The sequence below is a fragment of the Diaphorobacter sp. HDW4A genome (assembly GCF_011305995.1).
In the GTDB taxonomy this organism is placed as follows: domain Bacteria; phylum Pseudomonadota; class Gammaproteobacteria; order Burkholderiales; family Burkholderiaceae_C; genus Diaphorobacter_A.
In genome coordinates, this window is the sequence record NZ_CP049910.1 from 1997491 (window position 1) to 2017569 (window position 20079).

The window sequence follows — 20079 nt, forward strand, 5'->3', positions numbered from 1 at the left end:
GCCGAGGCGATGGTTTTCTGTCCGCCGCCGGTGATGCTTGTTTCATATTTCGCACTGCGAATAAACTATTCGAAATAATTTAGCACAGCCCCCAAGAGACGCACTAGGGAAACACCCGCATATGGATGGATGCACGGTCGGTGCGACCGTCAACTGCGCATTGGCGTACTTGCACGCGAAACCTAGGGTTAACTCTAGTACTCGAATTGAGATAGCGTATTAAATTCGCTTCATCGAAATCAATTCGATGTATCGAATTTAACAGGTGACTTCATGGACTTGGGTTTGTTGGAACGCGTAGTGATCATTTCCGGTGCTGGTCGCGGGATTGGTCGGGTCACGGCTCTCACGTTTGCGCAGGAAGGTGCGCGCGTGGTGGTCTGCGATGTGGATCTCGAAGCCGCCCAGCAGGTGGTGGGCGAGATCGAGGCGGCCGGTGGTGCGGGCATGGCATCGCGCTGCGATGTGCGTGATGAGTCGCAGGTCCAGTCGGTGGTGAACGAAGCGATTGCGCGATTCGGCCGGGTCGACGTGATGGTGAACAACGCCGGCATCTCCAAGGACGTGTCCCTGCTCAAGATGACCGAAGAGCAGTGGGATTGGGTGATGGACGTGAACGTGAAGGGCTCCTTCCACTTCTGCCGCGCGGTGCTGCCGTCGATGCGCGAGAACAAGTGGGGACGCATCATCAATCTGTCCTCGCGCTCGATGTTCGGCAACCCCGGCCAGACGAACTACACGGCCTCCAAGATGGCGATCATCGGCTTCACGCGCTCGCTGTCGCTCGAGCAAGCGCGCCATGGCATCACGGTGAATTCCGTCGCGCCGGGCTTCGTCGAGACCGAAGGCATGAAGGGGCTGGAGATCTATCCGCGCCTGCGTGAGATGGCATTGGCGAAGAATCCGGTCGGCTTTCTGGGCGAGCCCAAGGACATCGCCGGAATGATCACCTTCCTCGCGTCAGAGCAGGCACGCTACGTCACCGGCACCAATGTGCTTGTGACCGGTGGCCGTTTCTCATCCTGATTTCCAATGAACGTCTACAGGAGAGAACCGCATGACCACGGCCATCGAAGACATTGAAAGCAAGGTCCTGTACTGGGACGATCTGCCGGTGGGGGCGAGCTATCTCACCCCGTCGCGCACCATCACGGAAGCAGACGTTGGCGCATTTGCGGGGCTGACCGCAGATTTCAACAGCCTGCATGTAGACGACGTCTATGCCAGGAGCACCCTATTCGGCCAGCGCGTGGCGCATGGGCTGCTGGTGGCCTGCGTCAGCGTGGGTCTGGTGACCCGCAGCCGCGTGCACCAGTTCATGGAGAAGGCGCAGATCGCGGTGCTGGAAAACAAGCTCCAGTTTCCCAGCCCGACCTTCATCGGCGACACCGTCACCGTGCGCGTCGAAGTGCTCGAGCAGCGCGAAACCAAGAAGAAGGAGCGCGGCATTCTGATCGTTCGCCGCCTCACCACCAAGCAGACGGGCGAAGTGGTCGTCGATTCGACGGTCGCCATGCTGATGCACAGAAAGCCCGAGTAAGACATCATGAGCATCTATACGTTTTCCGATCTCACCAAGCTGGCCCTGCCCGATTCCATCGCTCTGATCGGGGCCTCAGAAAAGCCTGAAAGCATTGGCGGCCGCACGCTGGACAACATTGTCCAGCACTCGCAGTACAAGGGCCGCTTGCATCTGGTGAATCCCACGCGACAGACGATTCACGACATGCCATGCTTTCCGTCGGTCTCTGCGATCGATGATCCCGTCGATGTCGCGCTGATCACTGTGCGTGCCGATCATGTGTTGCCGTCGCTGCGCGAATGCGCGGCCAAGGGCGTGAAGTTCGCCATCATCCAGAGCTCGGGCTTCGGTGAAGTGAACGAAGAGGGCAAGCGCATGGAGCAGGAGATGCTGGCGATTGCGCGCGCAAGCGGCATGCGCATCTACGGTCCGAATTGTCCGGGGCTGAACAACATCAACGCGCGTCTAGGCATGACCTTCTCGCCAGCGTTCAAGCTCGACCTGATGCCGGGCCCGATCGGCCTCGCCACGCAAGGCGGCGGCATGGGGCGCACCGTGCTGCAGGCCATGGCGCGCGGCATGGGCACGGGTCTGTGGTTCTCGGCGGGCAACGAGGTGGATCTGGAGGTCAGCGACTTCATCCACTACATGGCGACGGCCAGCGACATCAAGGTGATCGCCGCCAACATCGAAGGCGTGCGCAACGGCCCCAAGTTCCTCGAAGCCTGCCAGCACGCAGCGCGTCAGGGCAAGCCGGTGGTGGCACTGAAGATCGGCAAGTCGGAATACGGCGCGAAGGCGGCCGCTTCACATACTGCAGCGATTTCGGGATCGGCGGAAGTCAACAGCGCCGTGTTCAAGGAGCTAGGCGTGGTCGAGGTCAACGACATCGACGAGCTGATCGACACGGCGGCCCTGCTGGCCCATGGCAAGCCGACCGGCAAGGAAAAGATCGCGGTCTTCAGCTACTCGGGCGGCACCGCGGCGTTCGCGGCCGACCAGATCGGCGCTGGTGACCTCGAGCTTTCGACATTCGGCGAAGGCACACTGGCCAAGCTGCGTGATTGCCTGCCGTCCTTCGCTGCGATGAACAACCCCGTTGATACGACCGGCGCGGTGCTAGCGGATCCCGAGATTGGCTACCAATCCCTGAAGGCGATTGCAGAAGACGCCGATGTCGGCATGGTGTTCTACCCGATCCCGTTCGACTACGGCCGCGACACTGATATTGCCGCGCAGAACGCGGTGCGTGTGAAGAGCGAAATCACCAAACCTCTGATGATGGCGTGGATGAGCGACAAGCGCGGCCTCGGTCACCAGGTGCTGGTCGACGGCGGAATCGTTCCCGCTGCGTCCATGACCAATGCCGTCCATGCCATGAAGCGCTTCATTGAATACGGCCAATGGCAGTCGTCGGTGGACGCCGCCTGGGTGCCGTCGTTGTTGAACGCGAAGCCCGCGCACGTTGGCGCAATCCGCACGGCGACGGAGGCCGAGGGCAAGGCGCTATTGCGCGAGTTCGGCGTGCAGGTGCCTTCGGGCATCGTCGTGCAGGACCGCGACACGGCGGCCCAGGCATTCCGCACGCTCGCGAAGTCGGTCGTGGTGATGAAGATCGTCAGTTCGCACATCACCCACAAGTCCGACATCGGCGGTGTGAAGCTGCACATTGCTTCGCCCGAACAGGTCCAGACCGCGTTCGATGACATCACAGCTGCGTTTGCGCAGCACGCGCCGGGCATTCCGTTCGAAGGTGTGCTCGTCGAGGAAATGCAGACCGAGACTTTCGTCGAGGTGGTGGTGGGCATCCACCGTGACCCGGTGTTCGGCCATGTCTGCACCTTTGGCCTGGGTGGCGTGAGCATGGAGCTCTACAAGGACGTGAGTCGCCGTCTGCTGCCGCTGACCCCGAAACGCGCCCGAGAAATGATCGACGAGACCCGTTGCGCGCAACTGCTCAAGGGATATCGCGGCAAGCCAGCTATGGATGTCGATGCGCTGGTTCAGACGCTGGTCGCCCTCAGCGATCTGGTGACCCAGCGCTCTGATGAACTGGACGAACTCGAAATCAACCCGCTGGCCGTCCTGCGCGCAGGGCGCGGCGTGGTCGCACTGGATGCCGTGCTGACACTGCGCGGCAAGGAATGAATCATGTTGAACACTGAAATTGGATACACCACACCGACCTCGGTCGTGATCCGTGGCCAGGACTTCTCCACGCAAATCCTCGGCAAGATGGATTTTCTGGACATCATTATGCTGACCTCCGTGGGGCGCACACCGACTCCGCAGGAAAAGGTCATGCTCAACCTGATCATGGTGACGGCAGCCGGTCACGGCATCACCCCAAGCGTTATCGCCGCGCGCATGACGCTGCTGGGTGCGCCCGAGGCCCTGCAGGGCGCGGTGGCCGCCGGCATTCTGGGCGGTGGCAGCGTCTATCTGGGCCCCATCCAGAACATCGCGCAGACGCTGCTCGACATCAGCGCTCACCTCACGCGGGATGCGTTGGATGATGAAGTCCGCGCCGCCGCCAAAGCGCACATCGATGCCATGGCAGCGCAGAAGAAACCCGTGTGGGGCGTGGGCAGCGCCACGCACCAGGCAGGCGATCCGCGCGTGCCGACGATGCGTGAACTCGCGCGTGACAACGGCTTTTACGGACTGCACTGGCGCGTGCTGGATGCCATCGGCGAATTGCTCAGTGCGCAGAAGGGGCGCCCCTTCTGCGCGAACGGTGCAGGAGCGCTCGCGGCCATTGTGGCTGACATGGGCATCAGCCCGGCGCTGGGGCGCGGTCTCATGCTCACCGGGCGCTGTGCGAGTCTGATCGCTCAGTTGCTCGAAGAGCAGCAGACACCGATTGCGCAGGACATGTGGGATCTGGTGCTCAAGCAAGATCCGCGCTGCGGCAAATGAGCGGCTGTACGGTCTCCTGAATCAAGGCATCCCCATGTTCTTCGACATTGCCGAACTGGATCTCGGTCGCTCCTACAAGCTGCTGTCTTCGTGCATCACGCCACGTCCCATCGCATGGGTCGTGACCAGGAGCGACGACGGCAGATGCAATGCGGCACCGTTTTCATTGTTCAACTTCTTCGGTGGCTATCCGCCCGTCGTCTGTCTGGGCATTGGCGAGCGTGAGGGCGAGTCCAAAGACACGCTCCGGAACATAGAGGCGAGCGGGGATTTCGTGATCAACCTGGTTCCGGCCGATCTCGCGGAGGCGATGAACATCACCGCCACCGCGTTCGAGCCGCATGTGGATGAGCTAGCGATGGCGAATCTGCAGACCGAGGAATGCCGACATGTGGCGGTGCCCCGCATCAAGGGCAGTCCCATCACGCTCGAATGCCGCATGCGGCAGGTGATCGATCTGGACACCTCCGGCGTGATGCTGCTTGCGAACGTGCTCGGCGTTCACGTCGACGACGACGCGGTGGTGAACCGCGAACGCTGCTATATCGACGCGGCGCGGCTGCAACTCATCGGGCGCATGGAAAGCCCGGGCTGGTACACGCGCACGCAGGACCGCTTCAAGCTCAAGATCGCGGCGCCGCATGATTTTTCGAACGCTGAGCGTGCTTGACGCCGCAGCCCTCTGGAACAAACGAACGGCACTGGAATCCAGCTGCCATTGGAAAGTGAAGAAATGATCGATTTGAAGGGAAAGGTCGCACTGGTCACCGGTGCCGCCACAGGCATCGGCGAGGCCAGCGCCAGACTGCTCGCGCAATGCGGCGCGCAGGTGATCGTCGCGGCCCGCAATGCCGACAAGGGCTCGGTGCTCGCCGCCGAAATCGATGGTCGCTTCGTGGCGCTGGACGTCTCGAAAGAAGACCAATGGCAGCAGGTGATGCGTGACATCGAAGCGCGCGAAGGCCGGATCGATGTGCTCGTGAACTCCGCTGGCACGGCAGGCAATGTCGCGGGCGGAACCCTGGAGGGAACCACACTTGCGGACTGGCACCATGTGCTCTCGGTGAACCTTGACGGCACCTTTCTGGGATGCCGCGAAGCCATGCCCATCATGAAACGCCAGGGCTTCGGCTCCATCGTGAACATCTCCTCGGTCGGCTCGTTCTACCCCACGACACAGAGCGTGGCATATGGCGCGAGCAAGGGCGCGGTCACGCAGCTGACCAAGACGGTGGCGCTCACCGGCAGCCAGAACGGCGCGCGCGTGCGTTGCAACTCGGTGCACCCGGGGCGCATCGAGACCCCGATGCTGCAGAACATCGGCGAGCAGCGCAAGTTGCGCGCGGACGCGGCCGAGAGCGGCATCAGCGACATCCAGAACTCGATCCGGCGCATGCCTCTGGGGGGATCGGGCACGCCCGAAGAAGTGGCGAATCTGGTGGTGTTTCTCGCGAGCGATGCGGCCAGCTACATCACCGGCAGCGAGTTCACTGTCGATGGCGGATGGCGACTGCTGCGTTGAGCATGGTGGCACTGGACAGGTTGGCAATTCGATTGAACCGGATCAGCGTGCTGATCCATTGTGGAAAACAAGGAGACTTGAAGATGATGACGAAGAAGGCAAATTGGGTTCTGGGTTTTGCCGCGTTGGCAGGTGGCATCGGCTTTGGCGCGGCAGCATGGGCGCAGCAGGGCAACTACCCCAGCCGTCCCGTGACGCTGGTCGTACCATTCCCTGCAGGTGGAACGACGGACGCCACGGCGAGGGCCCTCGCGCAAAAGCTCGGCGAGCAGCTCAAGCAGCCGGTCGTCGTGGACAACAAGGCGGGTGCGGGTGCTTCCCTCGGGGCGGGTTTCGTCGCCAAGGCGAAGCCCGATGGATACACGCTGCTGGTGGGCTCGCTTGCCAACATGGTTGTCAACTCTTACGTGTACAAGAACCTGCCCTACAACCCGCAGAAGGATCTGCTGGCGGTGCATGGCGTCATGTCCATGCCCATCGTGATTGCGGCGCGCGGCAACCTGCCGCAGAAAACGCTCAAGGACGTCATCGAATCCTCGAAGACCAAACCGGAAGGCCTGACCTACGGATCGGCGGGTAACGGCAGCGTCTCGCACCTGACGGCAGAGCAGATGAAGACCCAGACGCATGCGAAGCTTGAGCATGTTCCCTACAAGGGCAGCGCACCGGCCATCACCGATCTGCTGGCGGGCAACATCGATCTGGCGTTCGACTATGCGGCCACGACCGCTCCCTATTTCGAATCGGGCAAGCTGATTCCGCTGGCGGTGACGTCGACCAAGCGCCTCGCCATCCTGCCGCAGGTGCCGACTTTGGCCGAACTGGGCTATCCCCAGGCCTCCGTCACCTCATGGCTCGGTATCTTCGTTCCTGCGGGCACGCCGGTGGACGTCGTCAGCAAGCTGGGCGTCGCCATCAGGGAAGCATCGCGCAACCCGACCGTCCAGGACGTGGTGAAGAAGCAGGGCGGCGAGGCCTTCGACCTGAACGGCTCGGAGCTCAAGAGCTTTGTGGATGCCGAACACAAACGCTGGAGGCCGGTGATCGAGAACCTCGGCCTCACCCCGAACTGAGCCCGTACTTCCCGCACTACCGGCACTTCGAATCATTCATCGCACATTCCCATGACACAACAGCATCTCAATTTCATCGATGGCCAGTTCCGGCAGGGCTCTGGCGGATCACGCATCGAAGTGAGCAACCCATCGACGCAGCAGTTCATCGATACGGTTCCCGACTCCAACGCAGAGGACGTGAACGCCGCAGTGGCTGCCGCGCGCCGTGCGCAACCGGCATGGGAAAAGCGCCCGGCCATCGAGCGAGCGGGTTACCTGCGGCAGATCTCCGCCAAGCTGCGCGCGCACACGGAACGCCTTGCCACGCTGATCGCCACGGAGCAGGGCAAGCTCATGGACCTGGCGCGCGTGGAAGTGAACTTCACGGCCGACTACATCGACTACATGGCCGAGTGGGCGCGCCGCATTGAGGGTGACGTGCTCAACAGCGATCGCGCCAACGAAACCATCTTCATGATGCGCAAGCCGCTGGGCGTGGTGGCGGGCGTGCTGCCTTGGAACTTCCCGTTCTTTCTCATCGCACGCAAGATGGCTCCGGCACTGCTGACCGGCAACACCATCGTCATTAAGCCCAGTGAAGAAACGCCGCTCAACGCGTTCGCCTTCGCGCAACTCGTGGCCGAGACGGATCTGCCGCCCGGTGTTTTCAATCTGATCGGCGGTGCGCGCGAAACGGGTGCACTGTTGGTGGGACACAAGGGTATCAACATGGTGTCGTTCACCGGCAGCGTCGCTGCGGGCGTGCAGATCATGACGGCGGCAGCCGCCAACCTCACCAAAGTGAATCTGGAGCTCGGTGGCAAGGCACCAGCCATCGTGCTGGCGGATGCCGATCTCGATCTGGCGGCGCATGCCATTTACCAGTCGCGCATCATCAACACAGGCCAAGTCTGCAACTGCGCGGAACGCGTCTACGTGCACAAGGACGTGGCGGCGCAGTTCACGGCCAAGGTGGTTGCCTTGATGCAGTCCACCGTGTCGGGCAACCCGGTGACCGAGCCGCATGTGACCATGGGCCCGTTGATCAACAAGACACAACTCGCCAAGGTCGCCAGGTCTGTGGAGCTGGCGCAGTCGCAAGGCGCGAAGCTGATCATCGGCGGCAAGGCGGTTGCAGGCGCAAGCGGCAACCATTTTGAGCCCACCGTGCTGACGCACTGCGATCACAGCATGGACATCATGCGCGAAGAGATCTTCGGCCCGGTGCTTCCGATCATGGAAATCGACAGTCTGGACCAGGCGCTCTCGCTCGCCAACGACAGCGACTACGGCCTAACGTCGTCCATCTTTACACGCGACCTCAACGCCGCCATGCGCGCCGCTCGTGAACTGCAGTTTGGCGAAACCTACATCAACCGCGAGAACTTCGAGGCCATGCAAGGCTTCCACGCAGGCCGCAAGAAGTCGGGCATCGGTGGAGCTGATGGAAAGCACGGCTTGCTGGAGTACACCACCACCCACGTCGTCTATCTGCAGACGTCTGCATGATCGCTTCACGGAAATGAAAAAAGCCACGGCATGCTGTGGCTTTTGCGCATGGAGCGAGGACGCGCTTCAGATCGCTCCGTCGAACAGCGTGTTCGCCACCTCGCGCAACGATTGCAGATAGACATCGCGCGACGAGTGCAGGCGCGGGCTGGCACCGGCGATGGAGAGGCCCATCAGCTCGCCATTCACATGGCCCGCAATCGCCATGTTCGCAAGACCTTCGCTGCCTTCGTTCTCTAGATAAACCCAGCCGAGATCGCGAAAGCCTGCGACCTGCTTCACCAGTTCTTCGGTACTGGTGAGCGTTCCCGATGCCAGTCGGGGCCATGGCTCCTGTCCAAAAATCTCTCGCACTTTCTCATCGGGGTAGGTGCTCACGATGGCCTTGCCGATGGCCGAGACGTAGATCTGAATTTGATCGCCTTTGGACGAGGTGTAGCGAAGTCGGTCCTTGCCGGGAGCGAAAGCCTGAATCACCATCATGTTGCCTTCGATGCGCCCGCACATGGCACTCTCGCCAGTCTTTTCACGCAGCGTTTCGCAGGCCTCGTCCAGCCGTGCGCCGATCATGAAATCCTGCAAGATTTCCTGAGCGACAAGACGCAATTTGGTGGTCGGATAAATGCGCCGCGTGCGGTTGGATCGCGTAAGATAACCTGCTTCGACTAGCGTGCTCACCAGCTCGGAGCAACTGCTGTCGGCCAGATTCAATTGCTTGGCCAGCTCGTTGTTGCTCAACTCTCTTTGCTGCTTTGCGAAAACCTCAAACAACGCCATCGTTCGCGCTGCGGCCGGTACTTGAGCTGCCATTTCTAAGAACTATAAGTGTGTGCAGAATGGTTCTGCGAAGTGGGCTACTGTAGCCATAATTATAGCGGAGGGCATTGAAATTCCATGGAGCGAAGCGCACTTACGACCATACACGAAGCGACTCGGATCGCTACCTTCCTGATGTGAACGTGGCGAAATTGCAAGCCGGTTTGTCGTTCCGACAAAAACCGGCAGTAAGCATCATTTCCTGAGGACAGAAATCCTGATTCGTCGTCGCCGCGCGTTCGGCTTGTTTCTGCATATCATTTCTGCCGCGACTAGGCATCGTCCCCGATCTTGGATCAACTTGGCAGTTGGAGCGCATTTGCGATCTAACGCGATCCATGGGGGGCGCATTGCTAGATGGGTGTTGATTTCCACACAGAACTGACTCAGTAACCCCCGGGATTTCCATCCAAACCTGACCCACGTACGAACCCTAGTCTGCTGCTTTGTTGAGCAGCAGGAGACCAGGAGTGATAGACGTGGTAACACTGAGTGTCATCAGACTTGGGCTCTGCGAGTGAATCACACCGTGTTTAATGGAGGCTCAACCCTTTGAGAGGATTGAGTCATGAACAGTAAGGCCAATAAATTCTCGCCAGAAGTGCGTGAACGCGCAGTCCACCTGGTGCAGGAGTGCCGCTCCAGCTATTCATCGTTATGGGCGGCCTGTGAATCCATTGCGCCCAAGATTGGTTGCAGCGTCACCACGTTGAACAGTTGGGTCCAGCGTGTTGAGATTGACGCAGGACAGCGTCCTGGATTGACCACAGATGAGCGTGAACATCTCAGGCAACTCGAGCGCGAAGTCAAGGAGCTGCGTCGGGCCAACGACATCCTGAAGGCTGCGAGCGCTTTTTTCGCCCAGGCGGAGCTCGACCGTCGCATCAAGAGTTGATTGACTTCGTCGACAGGTATCGAGGTGCCTATGGGGTCGAGCCAATTTGCAGGCTGCTGCAGATTGCCCCTGGCTGCGCTGCAAGCGCAGCCAATCCGATGCCGAGCACTGTAGTGATATTCAACGTGTCTGGCATGCCAATTGGCAGGTCTACGGGGTCGTCAAAGTCTGGAAGCAGATGCACCGAGAGGGCTTGCCAATTGCCCGCTATACCGTGCAGCGCCTGATGCGAAGGCTTGGGCTGCAAGGAGCGCGCAGAGGCAAGAAGGTCCGAACCACTCTGCCTGATGCAGCCAGGCCATGTCCACTGGACTTGGTCAATCGCCAGTTCAAAGCACAGCGCCCAGACCAGCTTTGGGTGTCTGACTTCACCTATGTCTCGACATGGCAAGGCCAGATGTTTGTGGCTTTTGTGATTGACGTCTATGCCCGCCAGATTGTGGGTTGGCGAGTCAGCAGCCACATGCGGACCGATTTTGTGATGGATGCATTGGAGCAAGCGCTGCACGCAAGACAGCCGCAGCAAGGGTCCCGACTGATTCACCACTCGGACAGAGGTAGTCAATACGTTTCAGTGCGCTATACCGAGCGTTTGGCAGAAGCGGGGCTCATGCCATCTGTAGGCAGTACAGGTGATTCCTACGATAACGCCCTGGCGGAGACTATCAACGGCTTGTACAAAACGGAGGTCATCTACAAACGTGGGCCGTGGAAAACGCGTGAATCACTGGAGCTGGCAACGCTGCAGTGGGTGCATTGGTTTAACCACGACAGACTACTGGAGCCCATAGGGCATATGCCGCCGGCAGAAGCTGAGGCAAACTACGGGCGGCAGCGAGCTGCCAACCCTGTGCAGGCTGACGCCTGTACTTCAACAATCTAGCCTCCACCAAACTCGGTGTGATTCAATCATTGATAAGTATCTGTCATCAAATGAGATTTCTGGAGCGGGTGATGGGAATCGAACCCACGTTATTTGCTTGGGAAGCAAGAGTCCTACCATTGAACGACACCCGCATTTGCCTGCCCTGTGAGGGCAAGCTGGCGATTGTACTGTGCAAATCGGGCGGTGTTGCTCAACTGCTCGGTGTTCATGCCCGAGATGTTCATTGTTCCGGTCTGCGCCGCAGCGCCAGCCCTCCACCCAGAGCGGCCAAGGCACTCATCAGCAGCAATGCCCATTGGCTCAGCGTCGGCACGGGCGTTGCCGGAGTCACTACGGGAGGCACGACTTGCTTGAGTTCCACGGTGACAGTGGCGTCGGCGCAGTTGTTTGCGTCGGCCGCGTCGCACAGTTGGTACGGCAGGGTGTAAGTACCTGCAGCTACGCTGGCGGCGATGGTGACGGCGCCGCTGGCGGGGTCCAGCGTGAAGCCTGATGGCCAGCCTGTTGGCGCGGGGATACTGGTGTTGGTGGCATCTGCAGGCACGTTGGTGCCTTGCGCGCCCGTCAGGCTGTCGTTGCTGCGGAGGTTGGAAGCCGCCATCTGTTCCGTGCCAGCCGTTCCGGTGAAGGTCTCGCTTACTGCCATTGGCGTGATGCTCACACCCACTTGAAAGCCAACGCCATCTCCTGCCGAACCAAATTGGCCAAGCGACAGTTGGCTGTAAGTGCCCGTGAACCGGTAGATCCCGCAGACGCGTCGGGAGCCGGTAATGCAGCCTTCCGGCGAGCCTGCGCCGCCCGCAAACGGACCGGATACTGACCGGGTGCTGGTGTCAATTTGGCTGGGTTGATTCGAATCGATGGTCACAACGGCCGGAGCACCCGCTGTGTCCAGAGTTCCGTTGATGGTGACCCCAGAAGCGTCGAGGCTGTAGAAGATCAAGATCGGGTCCACCACGGGCTTGTCGAAATCGATGTGAGCGATGCCGGGAGATGCAACGGTTGCAGTGGCATCGTTGGATCGCACGAATTCGAAGTTGGTGATGTTGAAGCTCGGCGGATAGATCCCTGCATTGGTGTTGGCCCATGCCACACCGTTGTTGAGGTAGAGCATGCGAAATGTGTTGCCTGCATTCGCGATGGACACTGGAGCGCCGTGCAGCGAACCGGATATTGACGTGGTGACCCATGAGCCTGCACCAACACCGGAGAAACTGCTCCAATAGTCGGCCGCCGAAGCCATTCCGACGGAAGCAGCACCGCACGCTGCGACGAGCAGCGGGCGCAACCGTTGGGTCAACAAGAAGTGTGGAGCAAAGCTTGCAGCAGGCTGGCGACTCATCTGATAGTTCCTTAAACGAACATTTATCAGGTGGATAGCCTATTCTATTTCACGCAATGATGGATTGTGGTTGATAGAAAATGACAATTGCAATTTTTGGGGGTGCACCGGCTTTGGCGATGGACTCAAACGCACCGTGCCAACCTCATCGGCAGCACGGTGCCCTGAATCATTGCGGGATTACTTCATCACATCGCCAATGCACAGGTACTTGATCTCCACGTAGTCATCCATGCCATGGTGCGAGCCCTCGCGGCCAATGCCCGATTGCTTGACGCCGCCGAATGGCACATGCTCGGTCGCGAGGATGCCGACGTTGACGCCGACCATGCCGTATTCCAGCGCTTCACCTACCCGGAAGATACGGCCCACGTCGCGGGTGTAGAAATAGCTTGCGAGGCCGAATTCGGTGGCGTTGGCGGCGGCGATGGCTTCCTGTTCGGTTTTGAACTTGAAGACCGGGGCGAGGGGCCCGAAGGTTTCCTGCGTGGCGCAAAGCATGTCGGCCGAGGCGTTGGCGAGCACAGTGGGCTCAAAGAACTGGCCCGAGCCCAGCGTCTTGAGCTGGTGGCCACCGGTGACTATGCGGCCGCCCTTGGAGACGGCGTCGTCCACATGGCGCTGTACCTTGGCGATGGCCGCATCTTCGATCAGTGGACCCTGGTTGACGCCTTCTTCAAAGCCGTTGCCGACCTTGGCGGCCTTGACCTTGGCGGCGAATTTGGTGACGAAGTCGTCGTACACGCCTTCCTGCACGTAGAAGCGGTTGGTGCAGACGCAGGTCTGGCCCGCGTTGCGGTACTTGCTTGCGAATGCGCCTTCGACGGCGGAGTCGATATCGGCATCGTCGAACACGATGAACGGTGCGTTGCCGCCGAGTTCAAGCGAGAGTTTTTTGACCGTGGGTGCGCTCTGCGCCATGAGGATGCGGCCCACTTCGGTGGAGCCGGTGAAGGAGATGTGGCGCACCACGTCACTCGCGCAGAGCACCTTGCCGACGGCGATGGAGTTGTCCGCATCGGCGGTGATCATGTTGATCACGCCAGCGGGGATGCCCGCGCGGATCGCCAGCTCGACGGCGGCGAGCGCGGTGAGCGGGGTGAGCTCGGCGGGCTTGATGATCACCGGGCAGCCTGCGGCCAGCGCTGGCGCGACCTTGCGGGTGATCATCGCGAGCGGGAAATTCCACGGCGTGATGGCAGCACAGACGCCGATCGGCGCCTTCATCACCAGCAAGCGGCGGTTGTTGTCGAACTGCGGCAGCATCTCGCCGTTGACGCGCTTGGCCTCTTCGGCAAACCATTCGACGAAGCTCGCGCCATAGGCGACTTCGCCCTTGGCCTCGGGTAGGGGCTTGCCTTGCTCGGCGGTCATGATGCGGCCGAGATCGTCCTGGTTGGCCATTAGCAGATCAAACCATTTGCGCAGGATGATGCTGCGCTCCTTAGCGGTCAGCGTGCGCCATTGCGGCCAAGCCTTGTTGGCGGCGGCGATGGCGGCCTCGGCATCCTTGGCGCCAAGATTGGCCACATCGGCAAGGTGTGCGCCCGTGGCCGGATCGGTCACAGCGAAACGGGACTTGCCTGGGACCCACTTGCCGTCGATCAATGCGTCCACCTTGAGCAGGCTGGGGTCCTTGAGGCTGGCCAGTGGGGATGTTTTCATGTCCATGTCGTGTCTCCTTCAATTGGGTTTCACATCGGAATCGCCGCTTCTGCTGCATCATTCCTGATGGCGAAAGGATAACGGTAGAAACCTGTTTTTCGAAAAAATCCTTAAAAAAATTCCAGTAAACGAGATGAAATTTATAAAAAAATGAAATTTAACTTGAATTCAAGGTGCGATTTCTACTGGCTTGGGTACTGTTTCAAGTTTGAAAATGAAAGGAGTCTTGACTGCGCCAATGGTGGGAACCCCGTCCCTCGTGCCGGGTTAGAAGTTCCAGGTCTTGACGGTTTCCAGTGCGGTTTGATCCAGCAAGCTGTGACCGCTTGATTGAATTACTTGCGTGTCCGATCCCTTGCCAGTGGCGTCCACCGTCACTCGAATGACCACTTTGCCTTGCATCCCGATTCGACGTGCAACGACAGGATATGCGGGAGGAGTCTGTCCGGGTAGCTGCATGGGCGGCACCACAACTGCCGATTTGGACGTATTTCCTGATTCACTTGGCGTTGAGCAACCTCCGTCGAGGATCGTGACCAATGCCGCCGTTGCAATGGCGTAAAGCATTTTGGGGATCGTGAAGGCGCATGTGTTCATCGAGATGTCTGACGAGGTTCATTTGCATGAAAACGGCAAGTGCTTGGCACTGGAAGCAAATGATGAAGTGCGAAAGTGAAGCGAGAATGAAGTGACATGGCCTCGCAATGCAAGCGTGCGTGAACGGGGTTGATCCACAAACCTATAATGCTAGGTTCATTACTGAGGCCGCCATCCAGTGAGTTTTCCGTGAGGCGCGCCCGGAACCCAAGACATCACCATGAGCCAACCCACTTTTTCAGTCGCAGACATTCGCAAGACGTTCCTGGACTTTTTCGCGTCCAAGGGTCATACCGTGGTGGCGTCCAGCTCGCTGGTGCCGGGCAATGACCCGACGCTGATGTTCACCAACTCCGGCATGGTCCAGTTCAAGGACGTGTTCCTTGGTGAAGACAAGCGCCCCTACAACCGCGCCACGTCCGTTCAGGCTTGCCTGCGCGCTGGCGGTAAGCACAACGATCTGGAGAACGTGGGCTATACCGCGCGTCACCACACGTTCTTCGAAATGCTGGGCAACTGGTCGTTCGGCGATTACTTCAAAGTCGAATCGATCCAGTGGGGTTGGGAGCTGCTGACCAAGGTGTTCGGTCTGCCCGCCGAGAAGCTGCTGGCCACCGTCTACGAAGAAGACGACGAAGCCTACGACATCTGGACCAAGATCATCGGCCTGCCACCAGAGCGCGTGATCCGCATCGGCGACAACAAGGGCGGCCGCTACAAGAGCGACAACTTCTGGATGATGGCCGACACCGGTCCGTGCGGCCCTTGCTCTGAAATCTTCTACGACCACGGGGAGCACATCGCCGGTGGCCCTCCAGGTTCGCCCGATGAAGACGGCGACCGCTTCATCGAAATCTGGAACCACGTGTTCATGCAGTTCGACATGAAGGAAGACGGCTCCGTCGTGAAGCTGCCCGCACCTTGTGTGGATACCGGCATGGGCCTTGAGCGTCTGGCCGCCATCCTGCAGCACGTGCACAGCAACTACGAGATCGACCTGTTCCAGGCGCTCATCAAGGCCGCTGCCCGTGAGACGCATATCGAAGACCTGAACACCCCTTCGCTCAAGGTGATCGCCGACCACATCCGCGCGACCTCGTTCCTTGTGGCCGATGGCGTGATTCCTTCCAACGAAGGCCGTGGCTACGTTCAGCGCCGCATCATCCGCCGCGCCATCCGTCACGGCTACAAGCTGGGCCAGAAGACGCCGTTCTTCCACAAGATGGTGCCCGATCTGGTTGCGCAGATGGGCGACGCGTACCCCAAGCTCAAGGAGCAGGAAGCGCACATCATCAGCGTGCTCAAGACCGAAGAAGAGCGCTTCTTTGAAACGCTGGCCAACGGCATGGAAATCCTCGACAGCGCCTTGGCTGGCAATGTGAAGGTGCTGCCGGGCGATGTGGCCTTCAAGCTGCACGACACCTATGGCTTCCCGCTCGACCTGTCCAACGACGTGGCCCGCGAGCGTGGCCTGACGGTGGACGAGGCTGGCTTCAACGCCGCCATGGAACACCAGAAGAGCACCGCGCGTGCAGCTGGCAAGTTCAAGATGGACCGTGCGCTCGAATACACGGGCAATGCCAATACCTTCACCGGCTACGACAAGCTGGCCGAGCCTGCCAAGGTCGTCGCGCTGTACCGCGAAGGCGAGAGCGTGAGCGAACTCAAGGTGGGCGAGAGCGGCGTGGTCGTGCTCGACACGACGCCGTTCTATGCGGAGTCCGGCGGTCAGGTTGGCGACCAGGGCAAGATCACCGTGGGCACGGCGGTGTTCAAGGTGGAAGACACTTTGAAGATCAAGGCCGACGTGTTTGGTCACCACGGCATGCTCGAATCGGGCTCGCTCAAGGTGGGCGATGCAGTCGTTGCCGAAGTAGATACCGAAATCCGCGCTGCTGTCATGCGCAACCACTCGGTCACCCACATCATGCACAAGGCGCTGCGCGAAGTGCTGGGTGCTCATGTGCAGCAGAAGGGCTCGCTGGTCAATGCCGACCGCACGCGTTTCGACTTCGCACACAACTCGCCCGTCACGGCCGAGCAGATCCGCGAGATCGAGGCCCGCGTGAACAAGGAGATTCTGGCCAACAGCGACACGCAGGCGCGCGTCATGGATATCGAAAGCGCGCAGAAGACCGGCGCGATGATGTTGTTCGGCGAGAAGTACGGCGAGACCGTGCGCGTGCTCGACATCGGCACCAGCCGCGAACTCTGCGGCGGCACGCACGTGCACCGCACGGGTGACATCGGCTTGTTCAAGATGGTCGGTGAATCCGGCGTGGCCGCAGGCGTGCGCCGCGTGGAAGCCGTGACCGGCGCGAACGCGCTGGCCTATCTGCAGTCGCTTGAAGACACCGTGAGCGAAGCCGCCGCAACGCTGAAAGCCCCGACCTCGGAACTCAACCACCGCATCGGCAGCGCGCTCGATCAGATCAAGGCGCTCGAAAAGGAAGTCGCCGCACTCAAAGGCAAGCTCGCTTCCAGCCAGGGCGATGAACTGGTGACACAGGCCGTGGACATCAAGGGCGTCAAGGTCCTCGCCGCCAAACTCGAAGGTGCCGACGCCAAGACGCTGCGCGACACCATGGACAAGTTGAAGGACAAGCTCGGCGCAGCCGCCATCGTGCTGGCCGCAGTCGACGGTGACAAGGTCCAGCTCGCCGCAGGCGTGACCAAGGCCGAAACCGCCAAGGTCAAGGCGGGCGAACTCGTCAACTTCGTCGCCCAGCAAGTCGGCGGCAAGGGTGGCGGCAAGCCGGACATGGCGATGGCCGGCGGCACGGATGCCTCCGGCGTGGCTGCTGCGCTGGCGTCGGTTCAGGCTTGGGTGGCTGAACGGGTGTAATCGCTTTTCACTTGCGGCCTTCGCTGTTCACGGCGATGTCCAATGAAAAATGCCTGGCTTCGGTCAGGCTTTTTTTTGACCAAGGCGCTTGAGTCTTCCGTTTTGATTTGAAGCTGGATTTCCGAAATTCTTTCATACAAGCGGGGGTCGATGCGGACATAAAAAAAACCTCCCGGTGCAAGCCGGGAGGTTGGATGGGCAGGGCCACTTTCGAAGCCCTTTGCCAGATCTTTCCTTGTTTCTTTTTTCTTTCCTTCTTTCTTTTCAGCGTCCCCTCAGGCCCCCAGCAGGAAGCGGTTGATCAAACCACCACCCACAACCAGCCACACGGCCAGAATCAGCGCCAGCACCAATGGCTTGGCTCCGGCGTTCTTGATCGCGCTGGCGTGTGTCGTCAAACCCAGACCTGCCATGGCCATGGCCAGCAGGACGTTGGCGCCGGTGTTCACGTTGGTCACCACTTCCTTGGGCACCAGATTCAGCGAGTTGAACAGCACGACCGCCACGAAGCCGAAGGCGAACCACGGCAGGGTCATCTTGGTCTTCTTGCCATCTGCACCGGCTTCGGCGCGCTCCGTGCGAGCCAGGTAAGCGGACAGGATCAGCAGGAACGGCGCGAGCATCATCACGCGAACCATCTTGGTCACGATGGCAGTGTCGGCGGCTTCGGGAGCCATGGCGCGACCGGCGGCCACGACCTGAGCGACTTCGTGCACGGTGGCGCCGGTGTAGATGCCGAATTCCGTGGCACCGCCGGGGATGAAGCCGAGGGTCTGGTTCCACTGGTACAGCGCGGGGTACAGGAAGATGCAGATGGTGCCAAACACCACGACGGTCGCTACGGCGACGGTGACTTGGTCGGCGCGGGCCTTCACAACGGGTTCGGTGCCCAGCACGGCGGCTGCACCGCAGATCGAGCTGCCTGCACCGATCAGCATGACCTGCTTGCGATCCATGCCGAGCCAGCGGGTGCCGACGAACATGGCCACCATGAAGGTGCTGCCGACGATGATGGCGTCGATCAGCACGCCGGCCATGCCCACGTGGGCGATGTCGGCGGTGGTCAGGCGAAAGCCGTAGAGCACGATACCAAGGCGCAGCAGAGTCTGTTTGGTATAGCCCACACCCGTTCCAGCGGTAGAGGCGATGCCGCCATAGATGGTGTTGCCCAGAACCATGCCGATGATGATGGCCAGCGTTAACACGCTCAAGCCGTGGGATGCGAACCACTCGATGGAGCCCACATAGGACGCCACGCCCGCAATCGCTGCGCACAGCAGGATGCCGGGAATGCGCTTGGCCCAGAGGGATCCTGCAGGTGAGGGCGCGTGATGGCCGGCGGTCTTGGCGGTGGACATGGGAGTCTCTTTCTCGTTCGTTGTAGTTGTGGGTTAGAAGTTTTTCTATCTCAATGGAACGAAATGTCTCAAAATCCTCATAAGCAATCCAACAGATTGTTTTTCTATAATCAAGTAATAAATTAGCTTAATAACCAAAACTTCTATTAAAATAGATAGCAAACAATGACTTGTCTGTTGGGTTAGAAGTGGTTTTTTGAAGGAGGCAAAGATGGACGTGTTGCGACTGACACTGAGGCAACTGCAGATCTTCATGGCCGTGGCGCGCACCGGCAGCACGGCCAGCGCGGCGGAGGCGATTGCGCTTTCGCAGTCGGCCACCAGCTCGGCGATCAACGAGCTGGAGCGGCTGCTGTCGCTGCGCTTGTTCGACCGCACCGGCCGACGCCTGCTTCTCAACGACAACGGCAGAGCGCTGTTGCCTCGCGCTCAGGCGTTGCTCGAAGGTGCGGTCGATGTCGAGCGCATGGGCCTTGCGCCTGAGGAGCAACTGCAGATGTTGCGCATTGGTGCGAGCACCACGCTCGGCAACCATGTTTTGCCGCGCCTTCTCGCCGAATATCTGGGGGATCGTCACGCCAAGGCGGCGTCGTGGCACGCGCGTCTGGCGGTCAACAACAGCGCCGAAATCTGCGCGCGCGTGGCGGCGTTCGAACTTGATATCGGTCTGATCGAAGGGCCGTCACACGAACCCGCACTCGAAGTGAACCCGTGGCTTCGCGACGAGCTGGTACTGGTGGCATCACCATTGCATGCGACGGTGCAGTCGGCCAAGGGTTCGGGCAGGCCATTGTCCGTCGACGAGTTGCGCAAGGCGGTGTGGCTGGTCCGCGAGCAGGGATCGGGCACGCGCGAGGCGTCCGATGCGGCCGTGCTGCCGCATCTGGGTGGCTACCAGCGCAGCATCGAACTGGGCAGCTCAGAAGCCATCCGCAGCGCTGCTGCGTTGGGGCTTGGCATCGCAAGCCTTTCGCGCTTCGTGATCGATGACTACGTGCGCGACGGCCGACTGATCGTGCTCGACTCAGCGATGCCGCACACGGAGCGGCAATGCTATTGGGTCGTGCACCGCGACAAGCATTTCACGCCTGCGCTCAAGGCATTCGTGACTTTGCTGGAGAGTTCGGCGAAGGTTTGAAGCAATGCCC

16 protein-coding genes, 1 tRNA gene, 1 pseudogene and 1 other annotated feature are annotated in these 20079 nt (G+C 60.2%); of the genes and pseudogenes, 11 read left to right on the top strand and 7 right to left on the bottom strand.

Annotation, left to right across the window (positions count from 1 at the left end; translation table 11 throughout):
* Nucleotides 1-273: 273 nt before the first annotated feature.
* From G7047_RS09010 to aldA, 8 genes are all read left to right on the top strand, one after another.
* Nucleotides 274-1026, top strand: coding sequence for an SDR family NAD(P)-dependent oxidoreductase (locus tag G7047_RS09010; protein WP_166303791.1), 753 nt, complete (start codon nucleotides 274-276; stop codon nucleotides 1024-1026).
* A 31-nt stretch (nucleotides 1027-1057) separates the two neighbouring features.
* Complete coding sequence (locus G7047_RS09015) at nucleotides 1058-1540, top strand: MaoC/PaaZ C-terminal domain-containing protein (RefSeq protein WP_166303794.1); 483 nt, start codon at nucleotides 1058-1060, stop codon at nucleotides 1538-1540.
* Between the two features lie 6 nt (nucleotides 1541-1546).
* Nucleotides 1547-3670, top strand: a complete 2124-nt coding sequence (locus G7047_RS09020) for an acetate--CoA ligase family protein (RefSeq protein ID WP_205904748.1) — start codon at nucleotides 1547-1549, stop codon at nucleotides 3668-3670.
* A 3-nt stretch (nucleotides 3671-3673) separates the two neighbouring features.
* Nucleotides 3674-4441 (top strand): citryl-CoA lyase, encoded by a 768-nt coding sequence (locus tag G7047_RS09025; RefSeq protein ID WP_166303797.1) that lies wholly within the window; start codon nucleotides 3674-3676, stop codon nucleotides 4439-4441.
* Between the two features lie 34 nt (nucleotides 4442-4475).
* Nucleotides 4476-5111 (top strand): flavin reductase family protein, encoded by a 636-nt coding sequence (locus tag G7047_RS09030; protein WP_166303800.1) that lies wholly within the window; start codon nucleotides 4476-4478, stop codon nucleotides 5109-5111.
* Between the two features lie 63 nt (nucleotides 5112-5174).
* Nucleotides 5175-5963, top strand: a complete 789-nt coding sequence (locus tag G7047_RS09035; protein WP_166303803.1) for an SDR family NAD(P)-dependent oxidoreductase — start codon at nucleotides 5175-5177, stop codon at nucleotides 5961-5963.
* An 83-nt stretch (nucleotides 5964-6046) separates the two neighbouring features.
* Nucleotides 6047-7036, top strand: a complete 990-nt coding sequence (locus G7047_RS09040) for a tripartite tricarboxylate transporter substrate binding protein (RefSeq protein ID WP_166303806.1) — start codon at nucleotides 6047-6049, stop codon at nucleotides 7034-7036.
* Between the two features lie 51 nt (nucleotides 7037-7087).
* A complete protein-coding gene (gene aldA, locus G7047_RS09045; protein WP_166303809.1) occupies nucleotides 7088-8527 on the top strand; it encodes an aldehyde dehydrogenase in 1440 nt (479 codons plus the stop codon).
* A 66-nt stretch (nucleotides 8528-8593) separates the two neighbouring features.
* Here the strand turns inward: aldA and G7047_RS09050 are convergent, their stop codons facing one another.
* On the bottom strand, nucleotides 8594-9337 hold the full coding sequence (locus G7047_RS09050) for an IclR family transcriptional regulator (protein WP_256376832.1): 744 nt from the start codon (nucleotides 9335-9337) through the stop codon (nucleotides 8594-8596).
* Nucleotides 9338-9911: 574 nt separating this feature from the next.
* On the opposite strand from G7047_RS09050, the pseudogene G7047_RS09055 reads away from it, so the two are divergent.
* Nucleotides 9912-11118 (top strand): annotated as a pseudogene (locus tag G7047_RS09055) (hypothetical protein); the annotation flags it as partial.
* Nucleotides 10193-10309 (top strand) — a sequence feature (AL1L pseudoknot). Its footprint overlaps the pseudogene before it by 117 nt.
* Before the next feature lie 63 nt (nucleotides 11119-11181).
* Here G7047_RS09055 and G7047_RS09060 read toward each other — a convergent pair.
* The 4 genes from G7047_RS09060 to G7047_RS09075 form a co-directional block, all read right to left on the bottom strand.
* A tRNA-Gly gene (locus G7047_RS09060) sits at nucleotides 11182-11255 on the bottom strand.
* Between the two features lie 89 nt (nucleotides 11256-11344).
* Nucleotides 11345-12466, bottom strand: a complete 1122-nt coding sequence (locus tag G7047_RS09065; RefSeq protein WP_166303815.1) for an IPTL-CTERM sorting domain-containing protein — start codon at nucleotides 12464-12466, stop codon at nucleotides 11345-11347.
* 180 nt (nucleotides 12467-12646) lie between these two features.
* Nucleotides 12647-14137, bottom strand: coding sequence for an NAD-dependent succinate-semialdehyde dehydrogenase (locus G7047_RS09070; protein WP_166303817.1), 1491 nt, complete (start codon nucleotides 14135-14137; stop codon nucleotides 12647-12649).
* Between the two features lie 261 nt (nucleotides 14138-14398).
* Nucleotides 14399-14698 carry an energy transducer TonB gene (locus G7047_RS09075; RefSeq protein WP_240939422.1) on the bottom strand — a complete coding sequence of 100 codons (300 nt, stop codon included), beginning with the start codon at nucleotides 14696-14698 and terminating at the stop codon, nucleotides 14399-14401.
* 250 nt (nucleotides 14699-14948) lie between these two features.
* Between G7047_RS09075 and alaS the strand changes: the two genes are divergently transcribed.
* Nucleotides 14949-17573 (top strand): alanine--tRNA ligase, encoded by a 2625-nt coding sequence (gene alaS / locus G7047_RS09080; protein WP_166303820.1) that lies wholly within the window; start codon nucleotides 14949-14951, stop codon nucleotides 17571-17573.
* A 7-nt stretch (nucleotides 17574-17580) separates the two neighbouring features.
* Here the strand turns inward: alaS and G7047_RS09085 are convergent, their stop codons facing one another.
* The gene (locus G7047_RS09085) at nucleotides 17581-17733 is read right to left on the bottom strand and encodes a hypothetical protein (RefSeq protein WP_166303823.1); all 153 of its coding nucleotides are present in this window, start codon (nucleotides 17731-17733) and stop codon (nucleotides 17581-17583) included.
* 115 nt (nucleotides 17734-17848) lie between these two features.
* The gene (locus G7047_RS09090; protein WP_166303826.1) at nucleotides 17849-18931 is read right to left on the bottom strand and encodes a YeiH family protein; all 1083 of its coding nucleotides are present in this window, start codon (nucleotides 18929-18931) and stop codon (nucleotides 17849-17851) included.
* A 211-nt stretch (nucleotides 18932-19142) separates the two neighbouring features.
* Between G7047_RS09090 and G7047_RS09095 the strand changes: the two genes are divergently transcribed.
* A complete protein-coding gene (locus G7047_RS09095) occupies nucleotides 19143-20069 on the top strand; it encodes a LysR substrate-binding domain-containing protein (RefSeq protein WP_166303829.1) in 927 nt (308 codons plus the stop codon).
* Nucleotides 20070-20079: the final 10 nt, after the last annotated feature.

What these genes read in the sequence shown, in the direction of transcription:
- G7047_RS09010 (WP_166303791.1), top strand. Translation starts at nt 274, where the DNA reads ATGGACTTGGGTTTGTTGGAACGCGTAGTGATCATTTCCGGTGCTGGT.
- G7047_RS09015 (WP_166303794.1), top strand. Translation starts at nt 1,058, where the DNA reads ATGACCACGGCCATCGAAGACATTGAAAGCAAGGTCCTGTACTGGGAC.
- G7047_RS09020 (WP_205904748.1), top strand. Translation starts at nt 1,547, where the DNA reads ATGAGCATCTATACGTTTTCCGATCTCACCAAGCTGGCCCTGCCCGAT.
- G7047_RS09025 (WP_166303797.1), top strand. Translation starts at nt 3,674, where the DNA reads ATGTTGAACACTGAAATTGGATACACCACACCGACCTCGGTCGTGATC.
- G7047_RS09030 (WP_166303800.1), top strand. Translation starts at nt 4,476, where the DNA reads ATGTTCTTCGACATTGCCGAACTGGATCTCGGTCGCTCCTACAAGCTG.
- G7047_RS09035 (WP_166303803.1), top strand. Translation starts at nt 5,175, where the DNA reads ATGATCGATTTGAAGGGAAAGGTCGCACTGGTCACCGGTGCCGCCACA.
- G7047_RS09040 (WP_166303806.1), top strand. Translation starts at nt 6,047, where the DNA reads ATGATGACGAAGAAGGCAAATTGGGTTCTGGGTTTTGCCGCGTTGGCA.
- aldA (WP_166303809.1), top strand. Translation starts at nt 7,088, where the DNA reads ATGACACAACAGCATCTCAATTTCATCGATGGCCAGTTCCGGCAGGGC.
- G7047_RS09050 (WP_256376832.1), bottom strand. Translation starts at nt 9,337, where the DNA reads ATGGCAGCTCAAGTACCGGCCGCAGCGCGAACGATGGCGTTGTTTGAG.
- G7047_RS09065 (WP_166303815.1), bottom strand. Translation starts at nt 12,466, where the DNA reads ATGAGTCGCCAGCCTGCTGCAAGCTTTGCTCCACACTTCTTGTTGACC.
- G7047_RS09070 (WP_166303817.1), bottom strand. Translation starts at nt 14,137, where the DNA reads ATGGACATGAAAACATCCCCACTGGCCAGCCTCAAGGACCCCAGCCTG.
- G7047_RS09075 (WP_240939422.1), bottom strand. Translation starts at nt 14,698, where the DNA reads ATGCTTTACGCCATTGCAACGGCGGCATTGGTCACGATCCTCGACGGA.
- alaS (WP_166303820.1), top strand. Translation starts at nt 14,949, where the DNA reads ATGAGCCAACCCACTTTTTCAGTCGCAGACATTCGCAAGACGTTCCTG.
- G7047_RS09085 (WP_166303823.1), bottom strand. Translation starts at nt 17,733, where the DNA reads ATGTCCGCATCGACCCCCGCTTGTATGAAAGAATTTCGGAAATCCAGC.
- G7047_RS09090 (WP_166303826.1), bottom strand. Translation starts at nt 18,931, where the DNA reads ATGTCCACCGCCAAGACCGCCGGCCATCACGCGCCCTCACCTGCAGGA.
- G7047_RS09095 (WP_166303829.1), top strand. Translation starts at nt 19,143, where the DNA reads ATGGACGTGTTGCGACTGACACTGAGGCAACTGCAGATCTTCATGGCC.